Annotated in this window: 15 protein-coding genes; 10 read left to right on the plus strand and 5 right to left on the minus strand. The window is 49.6% G+C overall.

Features of this window, described 5'->3' with window-relative positions:
• Positions 1–780: glycoside hydrolase family 88 protein (locus tag ACLTD4_RS28315; protein ID WP_412331750.1), on the plus strand; the 780-nt coding region annotated here is incomplete at its 5' end.
• 166 nt (positions 781–946) lie between these two features.
• On the opposite strand, the gene ACLTD4_RS28320 is transcribed toward ACLTD4_RS28315, so the two are convergent.
• On the minus strand, positions 947–1279 hold the full coding sequence (locus tag ACLTD4_RS28320) for a hypothetical protein (protein ID WP_243008383.1): 333 nt from the start codon (positions 1277–1279) through the stop codon (positions 947–949).
• 245 nt (positions 1280–1524) lie between these two features.
• Entirely contained in the window at positions 1525–2310 is a 786-nt protein-coding gene (locus ACLTD4_RS28325; protein ID WP_055657530.1) for an NYN domain-containing protein, read from the minus strand.
• A gap of 276 nt (positions 2311–2586) precedes the next feature.
• On the opposite strand from ACLTD4_RS28325, the gene ACLTD4_RS28330 reads away from it, so the two are divergent.
• Positions 2587–3474: a patatin-like phospholipase family protein gene (locus ACLTD4_RS28330; RefSeq protein ID WP_055657529.1), complete on the plus strand. Its 888-nt coding sequence runs from the start codon at positions 2587–2589 to the stop codon at positions 3472–3474.
• A gap of 138 nt (positions 3475–3612) precedes the next feature.
• Here the strand turns inward: ACLTD4_RS28330 and ACLTD4_RS28335 are convergent, their stop codons facing one another.
• Positions 3613–4842, minus strand: a complete 1230-nt coding sequence (locus tag ACLTD4_RS28335; RefSeq protein WP_055657527.1) for an argininosuccinate synthase — start codon at positions 4840–4842, stop codon at positions 3613–3615.
• A gap of 355 nt (positions 4843–5197) precedes the next feature.
• On the opposite strand from ACLTD4_RS28335, the gene argC reads away from it, so the two are divergent.
• The 6 genes from argC to ACLTD4_RS28365 all read left to right on the plus strand — a co-directional run bounded on the left by argC (position 5198) and on the right by ACLTD4_RS28365 (position 10575).
• Positions 5198–6238, plus strand: a complete 1041-nt coding sequence (gene argC / locus ACLTD4_RS28340) for an N-acetyl-gamma-glutamyl-phosphate reductase (protein WP_412331751.1) — start codon at positions 5198–5200, stop codon at positions 6236–6238.
• 68 nt (positions 6239–6306) lie between these two features.
• Positions 6307–6753: a GNAT family N-acetyltransferase gene (locus tag ACLTD4_RS28345; protein ID WP_055657523.1), complete on the plus strand. Its 447-nt coding sequence runs from the start codon at positions 6307–6309 to the stop codon at positions 6751–6753.
• 31 nt (positions 6754–6784) lie between these two features.
• Positions 6785–8008: a bifunctional glutamate N-acetyltransferase/amino-acid acetyltransferase ArgJ gene (argJ, locus tag ACLTD4_RS28350; RefSeq protein WP_117621439.1), complete on the plus strand. Its 1224-nt coding sequence runs from the start codon at positions 6785–6787 to the stop codon at positions 8006–8008.
• Positions 8009–8106: 98 nt separating this feature from the next.
• Positions 8107–8490 (plus strand): DUF6483 family protein, encoded by a 384-nt coding sequence (locus tag ACLTD4_RS28355; RefSeq protein ID WP_055657519.1) that lies wholly within the window; start codon positions 8107–8109, stop codon positions 8488–8490.
• The gene (argB, locus tag ACLTD4_RS28360; RefSeq protein ID WP_002601157.1) at positions 8481–9377 is read left to right on the plus strand and encodes an acetylglutamate kinase; all 897 of its coding nucleotides are present in this window, start codon (positions 8481–8483) and stop codon (positions 9375–9377) included. Before ACLTD4_RS28355 ends, argB begins: the two co-directional genes overlap by 10 nt.
• Positions 9367–10575, plus strand: coding sequence for an aspartate aminotransferase family protein (locus tag ACLTD4_RS28365; protein ID WP_412331752.1), 1209 nt, complete (start codon positions 9367–9369; stop codon positions 10573–10575). The genes argB and ACLTD4_RS28365 overlap by 11 nt, the downstream gene beginning before the upstream one ends.
• A 14-nt stretch (positions 10576–10589) precedes the next feature.
• On the opposite strand, the gene ACLTD4_RS28370 is transcribed toward ACLTD4_RS28365, so the two are convergent.
• The gene (locus tag ACLTD4_RS28370; RefSeq protein WP_117634621.1) at positions 10590–12224 is read right to left on the minus strand and encodes a SulP family inorganic anion transporter; all 1635 of its coding nucleotides are present in this window, start codon (positions 12222–12224) and stop codon (positions 10590–10592) included.
• 201 nt (positions 12225–12425) lie between these two features.
• Here ACLTD4_RS28370 and ACLTD4_RS28375 point away from each other — a divergent pair, with 201 nt between their 5' ends.
• A complete protein-coding gene (locus ACLTD4_RS28375) occupies positions 12426–13349 on the plus strand; it encodes a helix-turn-helix domain-containing protein (RefSeq protein WP_243008384.1) in 924 nt (307 codons plus the stop codon).
• A 113-nt stretch (positions 13350–13462) separates the two neighbouring features.
• Here the strand turns inward: ACLTD4_RS28375 and ACLTD4_RS28380 are convergent, their stop codons facing one another.
• Positions 13463–14815: an MATE family efflux transporter gene (locus ACLTD4_RS28380; protein WP_117634626.1), complete on the minus strand. Its 1353-nt coding sequence runs from the start codon at positions 14813–14815 to the stop codon at positions 13463–13465.
• 124 nt (positions 14816–14939) lie between these two features.
• Here ACLTD4_RS28380 and ACLTD4_RS28385 point away from each other — a divergent pair, with 124 nt between their 5' ends.
• Positions 14940–15470, plus strand: a complete 531-nt coding sequence (locus tag ACLTD4_RS28385) for a PadR family transcriptional regulator (protein ID WP_055657511.1) — start codon at positions 14940–14942, stop codon at positions 15468–15470.
• The last annotated feature ends 33 nt before the right edge of the window (positions 15471–15503 follow it).

Here is a 15503-nt window from a genome sequence, read left to right on the forward strand (position 1 = left end):
GCGGATCACCTGGCCGGCCGCTACCGGGAGAATGGCCGCTTTATCCAGGCCTGGGGCAACGTCAACGAACCGTCAGAATACCGTCTGATCATTGACTGTCTGCTGAACCTGCCGCTGCTTTACTGGGCCAGCGAGGTTACCGGAAATCCCGATTACGCCGATAAAGCTGAAAACCATATCCGGACGGCGATGAAGTGTGTGATGAGACCGGACTGCTCCACCTACCACACGTATTTTATCAATACCGTGACCGGAGAACCGGACCACGGCGTTACCCATCAGGGAAACCGTGACGGCTCCGCCTGGGCCAGAGGCCAGGCGTGGGGAGTATACGGCATCGCCTTGAGCTATCGGTACTTAAAAACACCCGAATACCTGGATCTGTTCTGTCAGGTCACCGATTATTTTATCGCCCATCTGCCGGAAGATCTGGTTCCATACTGGGATTTTGACTTCGATACGGGAAGTACGGAACCGCGTGATTCCTCGGCTTCCGCCATCGCCATCTGCGGGATTCTGGAGGTGAGCAGCTATCTGGACAAGGAGAAAGCGGAGAAGTATTTAACAGCCGCAGACAAGATGCTCTGTGCCCTGATGGATCACTGTGCCAACACGGATAAGACCCGTTCCAACGGCCTTTTACTCCACGGAACGTACGCGCGCGATTCCGCGTACAATACGTGTATAAACAGGGGCGTGGACGAATGCAGCACCTGGGGCGACTACTTTTATATGGAAGCGCTGACCAGGAGAATGAAAGACTGGAAGCCTTACTGGTAGGGGCAGCTGCGCGGCTAGAAGCATCGAAGCGTGAAAATGGCTCCGATATGCCGATGATATGATGTGCAAATGATATGCTGTATGGATTTTTGTAGATTTGATACTGGAAGAGGGGAACGGCGGCAGGAGGCCTTTGTTTCCCCTCTTTTTATTGGTGATGATCCTGTTAGAGGATGTTAAATTGCTTATATAGCTGCTCACGATAGGCAGTATCCCTGATGGCGCGTTTTAAATCGTCAGTACGTTTTTGATCTAAGAGAAGTTCGGAGAGAGCGGCCATTTTACGTTCGCCCTGTTCGATACCCTGCTCAATACCCTGCTCAATTCCCTGTTCAATATTCTCCCTGTCTCTCTGCAGCAATGTCATATATTCCGCCTCCATTTCTTTACTTTGCTTAACATCAATGACTCTCTGGTGTAGCTTTTTAACCAGTGAACTTTTAGCCTGCCGGGCGAAGGTGTCGGTGGTGTTTTCTATGTAGGTCAGAAATTCTTTCATCTCTTCGTCTATGTCGTCAATGGTTCCCTTTGTATTAAGAAACAGTTTTGTTGCCTCATCTCCCAGAAGCCATCCTCCAGATTCAGGTCCTCAATTCGTTTTTCCATTTGTACGTCTCCTTTTATTTTATCATAAACACAGAGATCATGAAAGACTAAAATATCAGTCTGTTCGCTGCCCCTTTTTGTATTTCGATTCGTAAAACGGCTTATATGGCAATTTATTTGCAAGCTATGCTCACCATTTTAAAGGGAGGATGCGGGAAAAAAGCCGGTGTGGCCTGCGGAATTGGAGGTTTCATGGATTAGATGATTGTCCTTTAAATAGGTGATGATGCGGCTGGCGGCACGTGATGAGATCTGAAGTTTCTCACACAAAAGCCGGTTCAGCCATTTACCGCCCAGCATCATATCGCTGTTTTTTCTGACGGAATACCAGGCAGAAATCTCGGTCAGAGCGCGGTCTGTCCAGAATTCCGGGTTCTTTCGCTGGGGATCGATTTCAAAGAGAGTAAGCAGATCGCATTTGAAATGGCAGAATCGGGAAATATCCTGATAATGGGAGGTGTGATCATCGATGCAGAATAAGTGGATGTGCTTTCCTTTATAAGTGAGGCGGCTCATGATGGGAATCATATCGCTGTCGGAGGTGAGGAAGACGAAGGTATCGATCTCGGGAGAACGGTAGTAGATTTCAAGGGCATCCACGGAAAGTTCAATGTCGGAGGCGTTCTTCCGGTACTCTTCTTCCAGACCATTGCCATAGACATTCTTAATCTGTACCCGCATTTCCTGGAGATGTTTCAGGGATACGCCTACCTGGTCATAATCGGCATAGGCCCGCAGGGTTCGGATCTTGTTAATGGAATAGATTCGCTCCATCAGCGAAAAGACGCAGTATTCAGGAGCTTCGGGATTGACGCCGTATTCCCTCAGACTGTAATAGATGTTGTCAAAATCGACAAAAATGCCTACATTTTCAGACGTAGAATTGCATTGCTCCATACATGTTTTTAACATAGCTTCGTTCATAGGGATTCTCCTTCAGATATGATATTAGACCGTTTAAGAAAACGGAAGATTCATAGATGTGCCAGAATATGGCTGATAGAATTAGAATACCAGAGGACCGGAATAAATGCAAGGATATTCTCATATTTCTGCAAACTGTATGTAACAGTTCAGCCTTCACTTGCCGCTGCCCAGCCCGGCACTTTCGTTTCCTGGACCTATAACGTGGAATCATGAAACGGTCCATGACAGCATACATTATTTTGAAAACCTGGACGGGTAACAAAGGGGATAGACATGCCGGATTATGGGATTGCGTTTGCCGGAGGCGGGACCAGGGGGGCGGCTCATGTAGGCGTCCTGCTGGCACTAGAAGAGGAAGGGCTGCTGCCGGATTGCGTGGCAGGAACCAGCGCGGGAGGAATTGTCGCCGGGATATACGGGGCGGGTGTGGATCTGGGAATGATGAAAGAAGTGGTGCAGTGGATGTCCCGGCATGGAAAAAGGTTCCTGGATCCGGATATAATTGGAATCCTCACATTTCTGCCGCAGCTTTTTACTGGACAGGAGGTCTCGCTTACGGGGCTGCTGAAGGGAAACCGGCTGATGAATTTCCTTTGCCAGCTGACGGAAGGTGCCGCTATCGAGGAAGTAAAACGGAAACTGCTGATTCCTGCAGTGGATTTAAACAGCGGAGATACCATTGCATTTACAAATATGATGGAAAATGGAATCACGGACGCCGCCAGACATCAGGAAAATGTGAGATGGGAGAAAACCGGGCCGCTCTGTGAGATTATGATGGCCAGCGCCTCGGTACCCGCCGTATTCCAGCCGCGGAGAGTCGGAAGCTACTGTATGGTGGATGGCGGTGTTACGAATAACCTTCCGGTCGATCTGCTGATTGCGGCCGGAGTAAAACGGGTGGTTGCAGTGGACATCGGCGCGGATTACAGGACGCCCCATGATAAGTCTATTATGGAGATTGCCTCCCACTCTTTTTCCATTATGAGCAGGGAATTAAAGGAATGCAGATCCAGCGGGGAGATTCTCCTGCTGAAGCCGGAGTTAAAGAAGGGAGCGGGACTTCTGACGTTTGAATATATGGAGAGCTGCATGGAAGATGGATACCATTATACGAAAAGACAGATGAAGGTGATTGAGAGAGCATTGGGAAGACAATGATGGTTTTGTGGAGGGAGATACGCGGACTTTTGGTGTGGGATTGAGGAAAAGGGAGCGCGGACGGCAGGGAGGGAAAGGTTCAGGGATTCCGAGGGGATGGGACTAAGGGCGAACAGCCCCCTCGGAATCCCTGTTTTGTTATTTACTGTTTTTCTTTTCCAGCTCCTGCATCTTCATGGCGCGGACCTTCAACGGGAGGCCGAATAACGTGATGAAGCCGTCTGCGTCGTGATGATCATATAAGTCGCCGGTGGTGAAGGAAGCCAGGGACTCGCTGTATAAGGAGTATGGGCTTGTGGTGCCGGCTTTGATGATGTTGCCCTTGTAAAGCTTGAATTTTACTTCGCCGGTTACGTACTGCTGTGTGGATTCTATGAAAGCCTGGATCGCCTCACGGAGAGGAGTGAACCATTTTCCTTCATATACGATCTGTGCAAATTTGTTGCCCATGTCTTTCTTTACTTCCATGGTGGCGCGGTCTAACACCAGCTCTTCTAACTGCTGATGAGCTTCCATCAGGATTGTTCCGCCAGGAGTCTCATAGACGCCGCGGGACTTCATGCCTACTACACGGTTTTCTACGATATCAACGATGCCGATACCGTGCTTGCCGCCCAGTTCATTTAATTTCCGGATGATATCGGAAACCTTCATCGCTTCGCCGTTTACGCTGACCGGTACCCCTTTTTCAAAGGTCATGGTAACGTATTCGCCTTCATTCGGAGCCTTTTCGGGAGAAACGCCGAGAACCAGTAAATGATCGTAATTCGGTTCGTTGGCCGGGTCTTCCAGTTCCAGGCCTTCATGGCTGATGTGCCATAAGTTCCTGTCACGGCTGTAGCTGTTGTCTGCAGAGAACGGAAGGTTGATGCCGTGCTGTTTGCAGTATTCAATCTCGTCTTCACGGGACTGCATGGTCCATACATCGGTCATACGCCATGGAGCGATAATCTTTAAATCAGGAGCCAGAGCCTTGATGCCCAGCTCGAAACGGATCTGGTCGTTTCCTTTTCCGGTAGCGCCGTGGCAGATGGCGGTAGCGCCTTCCTTGCGGGCGATTTCAACCAGCCTCTTGGCGATGGCCGGACGAGCCATGGAGGTGCCCAGTAAATATTTATTCTCGTATACGGAATTGGCCTGAACGCATGGAACGATGTAGTTGTCGCAGAAATCATCAACTAAATCTTCTATGTATAATTTGGAAGCGCCGGATAATTTGGCTCTCTCCTCAAGGCCATCCAGCTCGTTGCCCTGACCGCAGTCGATGCAGCAGCAGACAACTTCATAATCAAAATTTTCTTTTAACCACGGAATAATAGCAGTTGTGTCGAGTCCGCCTGAATAGGCTAAAATAACTTTCTCTTTCATATTAAGATTCCTCCTGAATATTGATCGTGAACATTTCCTGAAAGCCTTACGAATCTGTTTCCTGGCTTCCTGAACTTTCATAAATATACACCATTATTATGAAAAATGCAAGCATAAAATAAAAAATTAAAAAAAACTTGCATAATATGCATTTGCAATGTATAATTATGAACTATCATCACCCGTGAAAATAAATCATCGGATGAGGCTGTATAAAAAAGAATGCAGAAAACAGAAAAAGGTACTTTTATTTCGAGGGGAAAGTTACTATAATCAAGGCAGAACTAATCAGGGCAGGGTAATATGGAAAGCCGGAAAATCAATACGGTAATACCGATAAAAGAGGAGAATGATTATGATTAAAGCAGGAATCATGGGGGCAACCGGATACGCAGGCGGTGAGCTTGCAAGGCTGCTTTTGCAGAGAGACGACGTGGAAATTACATGGTACGGATCCAAAAGCTATGTGGACCAGAAATATGCGTCGGTATTTAAAAATATGGTGCAGTTTGTAGATGATGCGTGTATGGATGATAATATGGAAGCGCTGGCAGAACAGGCCGATGTCATTTTCACGGCCACGCCCCAGGGATTCTGTGCGTCTCTCATGAATGAAACGGTATTATCAAAAGCTAAGGTAATTGATTTAAGCGCCGACTACCGGATCAAGGATGTGGCGGTGTATGAGAAATGGTATAATATAGAACATAAGACGCCGGAATATATTCAGGAAGCGGTATACGGACTTCCGGAAATCAACAGAGATAAGATCAAAGATGCCCGCCTGATTGCCAATCCGGGCTGTTATCCCACCTGCTCCTTCCTGTCGGTCTATCCGCTGGTGAAGGAGGGACTGATTGATCCGAATACGGTGATTATCGACGCAAAGTCGGGAACCTCCGGCGCGGGGCGCGGGGCCAAGGTCGATAACCTGTACTGCGAGGTCAATGAGAGCATCAAGGCCTACGGTGTCGGCGTTCACCGCCACACGCCGGAGATTGAGGAACAGCTTTCGCTGGCGGCAGGAAAGCCTGTGACCATCAGCTTTACACCGCATCTCGTTCCCATGAACCGGGGCATCCTTGTGACGGCTTACGGGACTCTGCTTAAGAGTGTTACATATGAAGAGCTAAAGGCCATTTACGATAAATATTATGAGAACGAATATTTCGTGAGAGTGCTTGACCGCGACGAGTCGCCTCAGACGAAATGGGTGGAAGGAAGCAACTTTGTGGATGTGAACTTTAAGATTGATCCGAGAACGAACCGCGTGGTCATGATGGGAGCCATGGATAATCTGGTGAAGGGCGCCGCGGGACAGGCGATTCAGAACATGAACATCATGTTCGGCCTTCAGGAGAATCGGGGGCTTAAGCTGGTTCCCATGTTTCCGTAACGGTTATGGGAGTACTCGCAATGCAGTACTCCTTACGAATATGGGAGGAAAGAGTAAGGGAAGAGCGTATGATAATCAGGATAATGACGATAGACGACTACGACCAGGTCTGGCATTTATGGTCTGAAATCAAAGGCTTTGGAATCAGGACGTTAGATGACTCCAGAGAAGGCGTGGAGAAGTTTTTAAAGAGAAATCCATCTACCAGCGTGGTGGCGGAAGAGGACGGAATGGTAATCGGAGCGATTCTCTGCGGCCATGACGGTCGGAGAGGCTGTATGTATCATGTCTGTGTAGCTGAAAAATACAGAAAACACGGAATCGGCCACCAGATGGCGCTGGCGGCCATGGAGGCGCTGAAGGCGGAAGGAATCAACAAGGTGAGCCTGATTGCATTTAAATCCAATACAATCGGTAATAAATTCTGGAGAAAAGTCGGCTGGACGTTCCGGGAAGACTTGAATTACTATGATTTCACTTTGAATGAAGAAAATATTACCAGATTTATTGAGTAACCATAAGATGAAGGAGAGGAGAATTTAAGGGATGAAGAAGATAGACGGCGGCGTAACTGCTGCAAAGGGATTTTCGGCCGCATCGACGGCTGCGGGAATCAAGTATAAAGACCGCATGGATATGGCAATGATATACAGTGAGAAGCCGTGTAAGGCGGCGGGAACCTTTACGACGAACATCGTAAAGGCGGCTCCTGTAAAATGGGATCAGGAGGTCGTAGCCGGTTCCCCGTATGCGCAGGCCATCGTGGTAAATGCGGGAATCGCCAATGCGTGTACCGGAGCGGAAGGGTACGGATACTGTCTGGAGACGGCGAAGGCGGCCGCGGAGACTTTACAAATACCGGAAAATGCAGTTCTCGTGGCTTCTACCGGTGTGATCGGCATGCAGCTTCCCATGGATCGGATTACGGCTGGAATCAGAGCTATGGCTCCGAAGCTTTCCGATACCCTGGAGGGCGGAACCGCTGCATCGAAGGCGATTATGACCACCGATACGGTGAATAAAGAGGTGGCCGTGGAGTTTTCGGTGGGAGGAAAGACGGTGACCATCGGCGGTATGTGCAAGGGCTCCGGTATGATCCACCCGAATATGTGTACCATGCTGAGCTTTGTGACCACGGATCTGGCCATATCGAAGGAGCTTCTGACGGAGGCGCTCCGCGAGGATATCAAGGACACGTACAACATGATCTCAGTGGACGGAGATACCTCCACCAACGATACCGTGCTTCTGCTGGCCAACGGAATGGCGGAGAATCCGGAGATTACAGAGAAAAATGAAGACTATGAGGCATTTGTAAAGGCATTAAACATCATCAATGAAACGCTCGCCAAAAAGATGGCTGGCGATGGAGAAGGATGTACGGCCCTGTTCGAAGTGAAAATTGTGGGAGCGGAGACGAAGGAACAGGCGGTGACGCTGGCTAAATCGGTTATCACCTCCAGCCTGACAAAGGCCGCTATCTTCGGCCATGATGCAAACTGGGGCAGGATTCTCTGCGCCATGGGCTACTCCGGAGCCCAGTTCGACCCGGAGCAGGTAGATCTATATTTCGAGAGCGCAGCGGGAAAACTCCAGATCATTGAAAATGGAGTCGCACTTCCCTACAGCGAGGAGGAGGCCACAAAGATCCTCTCCGAACCGGAAGTGACGGCCACGGCCGATATCAAGATGGGACCGTGTTCGGCTACGGCTTGGGGGTGCGATCTGACCTTTGACTATGTGAAAATAAACGCGGATTACCGTTCCTGACCAGCGGTAATCTGCCGGTGACAGTGGTTACGAAAAAAAATGTGGGAAAAGAGACGTCAGAGAGAGGCATCGATAAAATATAGAAAAGAGAGCGAACGATGGCTGTAAAAGATGATTACGTAATGCGGATGATAAAGGATATGGCGAGAGTTCTGGCCCGCCTTATTCTCGGAAAAGACGATATCAACTACGTTCTGCCGGAAGATGAAGAATTTACAGTAATTGATAATCTGTACAAGAAGCTGATCACCATGGCGGACGCAGGACAGATCAACGAGGCAGAGAATATCCTGCTCAATGAACTGGAAGACAAGAGCTCGGAGTATTTTGAGATGGCGGCATCATTTTATCTTCATTTGAATGAATACAGCGATGGATTTCTGGATGCACACCAGTATTCAAGAGAAGAGATCAATGAAGGAATGGGAAATCTGGGTAAAGAATTTGGAGTCGATTTGGGAGGAGCAGAAAAATGGATTTAGATCAAAGCATCATGCAGAAGGCGGAAGTCCTGATAGAGGCGCTTCCATATATTCAGCGTTTTAACAGGAAAATTATCGTCGTAAAATACGGCGGAAGCGCCATGGTGGATGAAGAACTGAAGAAGCATGTGATTCAGGATGTCGTCCTGTTAAAGCTGGTAGGTTTTAAACCGATTATCGTCCATGGCGGCGGCAAGGAAATCAGCAAATGGGTCGGAAAAGTGGGGATGGAGCCGCAGTTTATTAACGGTCTGCGTGTGACGGACGAACCGACCATGGAAATCGCTGAAATGGTGCTTAACCGGGTGAACAAGAGCCTGGTGCAGCTGGTGAATGAGCTGGGCGTGAAGGCGGTCGGAATCAGCGGCAAGGACGGCATGATGCTGCAGTGTAAAAAGAGATACGCGGACGGCGAGGATATCGGTTATGTGGGCGATATCACCGGAGTGGATCCGCAGATAATCTATGACCTTCTGGAAAAGGATTTCCTGCCGATCATCTGTCCAGTGGGATTTGACGAAGAATTTAAGACGTACAATATCAATGCGGACGACGCGGCCTGCGCCATTGCAACGGCCATGAAGGCGGAGAAACTGGCATTTTTAACGGATGTAGAAGGCGTTTACAGAGATTTTGAGGACAAGGAATCTTTAATTTCGGAAATGACCATTGATGAGGCGCTGAATTTCGTGAGCAGCGGAACACTTGGAGGAGGAATGCTTCCAAAGCTTCAGAACTGTATCGATGCCATGAAGCAGGGCGTTTCCAGAGTACATATTATGGATGGAAGAATTCCGCACTGCCTTCTGCTGGAGATCTTTACAAATAAAGGAATTGGAACTGCGATTATCAATTCGGGAGATGAGAGGTATTACCATGCCGAATAAACAGGAATACATTCAAAAAGCGGAACAGGAATTTTATAAGACGTATAACCGGTATCCGGTCATTTTTGACCATGGGGACGGTGTGTTTCTTTACGATACGGAAGGGGAAGAATATCTCGATTTCGGAGCGGGCATCGCGGTTATGGGACTGGGATATAACGATAAACAGTACAATGAGGCGGTGAAGGCCCAGGTAGATAAGCTTCTGCACACCTCTAATTTATTTTACAATGTGCCTTCCATCGAAGCGGGAGAAAAGCTCCTGACGGCTTCCGGCATGGATAAGGTGTTCTTTACCAACAGCGGGACCGATGCCATTGAGGGCGCTCTGAAAATTGCCAGAAGGTACGCCTACAATAAGGCGGCCGAAGAGAAGCGGGGAGAGGGCTGTGTCCACGAGATCATTGCCATGCGCCATTCCTTCCACGGAAGAAGCATGGGTGCCTTGTCTGTCACAGGAAATGACCATTACCAGGAGCCGTTTAAGCCGCTGATCCCGGGGATCAGATTCGCAGATTTCAATGATCTGGACAGCGTGAAGGCTCTGATTCATGAGAATACGTGCGCGGTTATTATGGAGACTGTTCAGGGTGAGGGAGGCATTTATCCCGCGGAAGAGGGATTCTTAAAGGGAGTCCGTGCACTGTGTGATGAACACGACATGCTGCTGATCCTCGACGAGATCCAGAGCGGGATGGGACGTACCGGTTCCATGTTTGCATGGCAGCAGTACGGTGTGAAGCCGGATGTCATGACGGTGGCCAAGGCGCTGGGAAACGGCGTTCCGGTGGGCGCATTCCTGGCTTCCGGAAAAGCGGCTTCAGCCATGGTTCCGGGAGATCACGGCACCACTTATGGCGGAAATCCGCTGGTAACAGCGGCGGCCAGCGCGGTGTTAAGTATTTTCGAAGAACGCGGGATTGTGGAGCATGTGAATTTAGTGGGCGGCTATCTGTGGGAGAAGCTGGAAGAACTGGCCGCACAGTTTGACTGCATTACCGGACACCGAGGCAGGGGGCTGATGCAGGGGCTGGAGTTCCAAATGCCTGTCGGTCCCATCGTACAGAAGGCGCTTCTCGAAGAAAAACTGGTGTTGATCAGCGCGGGAAGCAATATTATTCGATTTGTACCGCCGCTTATTATAGAAAGAGAGCATGTGGATGAGATGGTCAGACGGCTGACGGCTGTGTTGGAATAGAAGAAAAGGAAGGCTCAGTGTAAGCCTTCCTTATGTAAAATCGCTTTTTCCACGCTCCAGTAAAAGTTCTCTTCACCAATCATATCATAGATATCAGAGCGTTTCAGCATCGCCATTGTGCTGCCTGGAACGCCGCATAAAAGAATGCGTTTTCCCTTTGCCTGTAAATCTGACAGGACGTGCATAAATGCAATTGCTCCTGAGATATCCATATAGGAAACGCCGCGCATGGACAGCAGCACTGTGTCAAAGTCCTTTGTACAGGCCTCTATCTCTTCGATTGCCTGAGTATTGGCAAAGATGACAGCGCCGGTCAGATAGGCGACGACTGCGTTGTCGTATTCCTTTGCAAGAGCCGCATCTGTGCTGCGGACCCGGTCCATGTCTACCTTTTCATAATTTATCTCGATGTTTGCCAGCCGGCTGACGAGGAGAACCAATGCGGTGACGACGCCGATCAGGATTGCGGTTGTTAAGTCAAATACGATTGTGGCAGCCATGGTAATGATGTATTTGGCGGCGGCTCCCTTGAAATGATGGGAGAAAATATATTTGATTTCCTGCCAGTCGTTCATGCGGAAAGCGGTGACCATCAGCACGCCGGCGAGGGCGGACAGCGGGATTTTTGCCATCACGGGTCCGAGGATAAACATGAAGGACAGGAGTCCCAGCGCGTGGAAGATACCGGTAAGCCTTGTGCGGGCGCCGGATTTCAATGCGACGCTGGTACGAGCGATGGCCGCTGTGGCGGGGATTCCACCGAAAAACGGAAGGATGATATTGCCGATCCCCTGCGCTACCAGCTCCTGGTCGCTGTTCAGCCTGACATTTGCCATTTTGCCGGCGCTGGCTCCGCACAGCAGACTTTCAATCATTCCCAGCATGGCGATACTGACGGCTGGTCCGATTAATCCGCTGAAATTTGCAGGCGTAATGGCGGCTAAATCTAACCGGGTATCCAGAAAAAGTGTTTTCGGGATGGCGCCGACAGTCTGGATATCAAGCTTCAGGCTTACGGATAGAATGGTTGCAAGAATAATGCTCAAAAAAGAGGCGGGAACCACCGCGTTCCATTTCTTAGGAAAGAAAACCATGAACAGGACAACGAAGAGTCCCAGGCCCGCCGCCTGTATATTGACAGGGAAGCCCAGATGCCCATAGCTTAAGAGTTTTACGACAGCGCTGGAGCCCTCGGAGGTAACTCCAAAGAAGTTGTCGATCTGTCCCAGTGCGATGATGACGGCAATACCGGAGGTAAAGCCAGTGATAACAGGTGCAGGAATGAAGCTTGTCAGCCTGCCGATATGAAAGATCCCACACAGAACCAGCAGAATCCCGGCGATCATTGTCGCAGTAAAAACGCCCTGCATTCCGTATCGGGCAATTATGGAAATTAAAATGGCGGCCATGGCGCCCGTAGGACCGGATATCTGGTAATAGCCGCCGGAAAGTGTGCCGATGACGAGACCTGCAATAATGGCGGTAACGAGGCCGGCCGCGGCGGTGGATCCGCTGCTCACGCCGAACGCAAGCGCCAGAGGCAGTGCAACTGCTGCAACCGTCAGCCCGGCCATCAGATCTTTCATGCAGTCGGCGCCAGTGTAGTTTTGAAATTCAGATTTTAGTTGTGATACGTAATTCTTAATCATTGTAATCGTGTCCCATTCTCTTTGTTTTTTGGTTTCCAGGCAGAACTTCCTGAAACCGAGATGAGTATAGCAGAAGAAGAACAGGAAATCAATGGAATAGGAACAGGGACTGAAAAAAATACAGCAATCGCGGAACAGCGCCGTTCGGAGCGATCGGGTATAATAAAGCTACCACGTGGGAAACGAGAAAAGGAAGTGAGAGTGTTGGGACAGAAAGATATCCTTATGGAGTGCGCATTATATATCCGGTCGCATGCGAAGGAGCCGCTGTCGGTACAGGGGCTGGCAGAACAGTTCGGGTATTCGGCCTGCCATTTTTCCCGGATGTTCCGGGCGGAGATGGGGGTTACCCTGATGGACTACGTAAAACAGCAGCGCCTGTTCGGAGCGGCCAGGGAAATACGGGAAGGGCGAAAAATCCTGGATACCGCGCTGGATTACGGTTATGAGACGCACAGCGGCTTCACCAGGGCCTTTCGTGCACAATTTGGGTATTCTCCCGCACTCCTCCGTGCATTTCATGTCGGAGAGGCTTTCGAGAAAGGAGACTGGGAGAATATGGGACTTTATCTGAGAGAAACGCCGGTTCACGCATTGCCAAACGAAATTTATGCACTGCTTTTTGAGGTGCTAGACGAAGCCGGAACGGAGTATGAGAAAAAACATCTGGAGGCCGTTTACGGGCTGGCCGAACGGGTCTATAAAGGGAAAAAACGCCGTTCGGGTGACGACTATGTGACGCATCCCCTTAACACTGCACTGATTCTGGCAGATATGGGGGCCGATGAGGACACGGTCTGTGCCGGTCTGCTTCATGATATCTGGGAAATGGCGGATGAGCCGGAAATGTATCTGTCTGACCCGGCTGTCACACCGGCCATGAATGAGATTCTGAAGGAATACAGGGCATTTGAAAAATACGTAAGCTGTGATGAGCGGGTGATCTTAATCGCGCTGGCCGACCGGCTTCACAATATGAGGACCATCGATTTCGTCGATCCGGCCACATGGAAGGAGCGGGCGAAAATGACTCTGGAAGTATTCGGCCCCATGGCTGCGGAGTGCGGAAAGGTAAAATGTCGGATGGAGTTTGATGATCTGGCAGAAAGATATTTGAAGGAATAGCGTTCTGATGCACATGCAGGACAAGGAATTTTGAACGGGCAGAATGCCGGCAGCACTGGAATCCAATAATTCTGTGGCTTCCCGGCATTCTGTTCTGTGTAAAGATACAAAAGCTAAGACCTTGCTCCGTTCAGTTCCCTGTGGAGCCGCACCGCCATAAACACGGTGATCATGGCGGAGATAACATCTGCAGCCGGCTGGGCGTAGAGAATGCCGTTTATTCCCCAGAGGGATGGGAGAAGCAGTATGACAGGCACAAAGCAAATTCCCTGTCTGCAGGCACCGAGTATAAAGCCTTCTTTCGCTTTTCCCAGAGAGAGGAACAGGGAAGAATAGACGGTATAGAAACCGAAAAGCAGAAAAGAAATACCGTTTGCCGTCAGCGAACGCCGGCCGATCTCGATCATCTGTACATCGCCTTTCGTGAACTGGGAGATGACGGCCGTGGAACAGAGCGCCATTCCCAACCCGAAGACCGCGCAGAAGATAGTTGACCATAATATAGAAGTTCTGATCGCTTCATGGAGGCGGTCATATTTTTTTGCCCCATAGCTGTATCCGGCGATCGGCTGAAAGCCTTTCAGAAAGCCGAATACCATCAGGCTTCCCATGGATATAATTCTCGTTACGGCTCCCATACCGGCAATCACGGAATCGCCGTATGGTCTTGCCTTTAAGTTGATCAGGGCGACAGAGAGGCTGGTCAGCAGCTGGAAAACCAGTGTGGGAATTCCGATTTTAAGGACTTCGGACATAATTTCCGATGAGAAGCAGCATTTTTTTATGCTGAAGCTGAAGACACTCTTTTTTCTGAACACATAGCAGAGATAAACTGCCGTGGAAACGATCTGGGAGATGGCTGTGGCAATTGCGGCGCCAGCGACTCCCAGGTGTAAGACGTAGATGAAAACCGGATCCAGAACCATATTTAACACAGCGCCTGTCAGAAGCGCACACATCGTGGTCTTTGCAGCCCCCTCGCTGGTTACGATATTGTTCATGGTGACATTGAAAATATTGAAGATGGACGAGACGACGTAAATACCCGCGTAGATTTCCGCATAGGGAAGAATGCTTTCCGTGGCGCCCAGGAGCCGCAGGATCGGTCTTAGAAAGAGGAGGGTGCAGATAATTATGACTGCGCCGACGGAGATGCTGCTGTAAAGCGCCGTGCTGGCAACCCGGTCCGCAGTCTCCGTTTCCCCGTGACCAAGCAATCGGGAGATATAGGAGGCGGCGCCATTTCCAAATAGCAGGCCCAGTCCCACGACAACCTGTCCCAGGGGAAATGCGACAGAGATCGCCCCCATCTGGCTGGTTCCCAGCCCTCCGACAAAGTAGGCGTCCACCAGATTGTAAAGCGCATTGATCATCATGCCGATCATGGTGGGAAGACCCATTGCTAAAAGCGCTTTCGGTATTGGCGCGCTGCCAAGCAGTTCCATTTTACTGTTACGTTCATTCATGTTTCATTCTCCCTTCTGTTGACACAAAATGTAAAATATAGTACTATAAAATATAGTAAATACGGCCGTGAAGCCATAGTACTATAAATTATAGTATATGTCAAGCGGAAATAAGGAGGACATGATGGCGACAATAGATCTGATCGTATTGGGAATTCTGAAGAAGGAATCCCTAAGTGCCTATGATATTCAGAAGCTGGTGGAATACCGCAACATCTCGCGGTGGGTGAAAATCAGTACGCCTTCCATCTATAAAAAAGTAATTCAGCTGGAAGAGAAGGGCTATATCCAGAGCAGCATGGTGAAAGAGGGGAAAATGGCGGAGAAGGCGGTCTATACCCTGACCGAAGCCGGAGAGCGGGAATTTGAAAAGCTCATGCTGGAGATCGCGTCCGGCCCGATCCATATATTTCTGGATTTCAATGCGGTAATCGTAAATTTAACCAGCCTGTCTCAGGAAAAACAGCAGGAGTGCTTAAACCGGATCGAGAGCAATGTGAAGCTTCTGAAGGCGTATCTGGAAGAGAATATTGACCGAAAGGGAAATGCGCCGGGGATACCGGAGACGGGCATGGCCGTTTTGCAGCAGCAGTATATCCTGGCGGAGGCGATCGAAGCGTGGATTACGTCTCTAAATGAGAGCATGGAAAAATAGCCTTTCACGAATTTCCTGATTATGGTATACTGG

This window comes from Hungatella sp. (assembly GCF_046966825.1).

What these genes read in the sequence shown, in the direction of transcription:
- ACLTD4_RS28320 (WP_243008383.1), bottom strand. Translation starts at nt 1,279, where the DNA reads ATGAAAGAATTTCTGACCTACATAGAAAACACCACCGACACCTTCGCC.
- ACLTD4_RS28325 (WP_055657530.1), bottom strand. Translation starts at nt 2,310, where the DNA reads ATGAACGAAGCTATGTTAAAAACATGTATGGAGCAATGCAATTCTACG.
- ACLTD4_RS28330 (WP_055657529.1), top strand. Translation starts at nt 2,587, where the DNA reads ATGCCGGATTATGGGATTGCGTTTGCCGGAGGCGGGACCAGGGGGGCG.
- ACLTD4_RS28335 (WP_055657527.1), bottom strand. Translation starts at nt 4,842, where the DNA reads ATGAAAGAGAAAGTTATTTTAGCCTATTCAGGCGGACTCGACACAACT.
- argC (WP_412331751.1), top strand. Translation starts at nt 5,198, where the DNA reads ATGATTAAAGCAGGAATCATGGGGGCAACCGGATACGCAGGCGGTGAG.
- ACLTD4_RS28345 (WP_055657523.1), top strand. Translation starts at nt 6,307, where the DNA reads ATGATAATCAGGATAATGACGATAGACGACTACGACCAGGTCTGGCAT.
- argJ (WP_117621439.1), top strand. Translation starts at nt 6,785, where the DNA reads ATGAAGAAGATAGACGGCGGCGTAACTGCTGCAAAGGGATTTTCGGCC.
- ACLTD4_RS28355 (WP_055657519.1), top strand. Translation starts at nt 8,107, where the DNA reads ATGGCTGTAAAAGATGATTACGTAATGCGGATGATAAAGGATATGGCG.
- argB (WP_002601157.1), top strand. Translation starts at nt 8,481, where the DNA reads ATGGATTTAGATCAAAGCATCATGCAGAAGGCGGAAGTCCTGATAGAG.
- ACLTD4_RS28365 (WP_412331752.1), top strand. Translation starts at nt 9,367, where the DNA reads ATGCCGAATAAACAGGAATACATTCAAAAAGCGGAACAGGAATTTTAT.
- ACLTD4_RS28370 (WP_117634621.1), bottom strand. Translation starts at nt 12,224, where the DNA reads ATGATTAAGAATTACGTATCACAACTAAAATCTGAATTTCAAAACTAC.
- ACLTD4_RS28380 (WP_117634626.1), bottom strand. Translation starts at nt 14,815, where the DNA reads ATGAATGAACGTAACAGTAAAATGGAACTGCTTGGCAGCGCGCCAATA.
- ACLTD4_RS28385 (WP_055657511.1), top strand. Translation starts at nt 14,940, where the DNA reads ATGGCGACAATAGATCTGATCGTATTGGGAATTCTGAAGAAGGAATCC.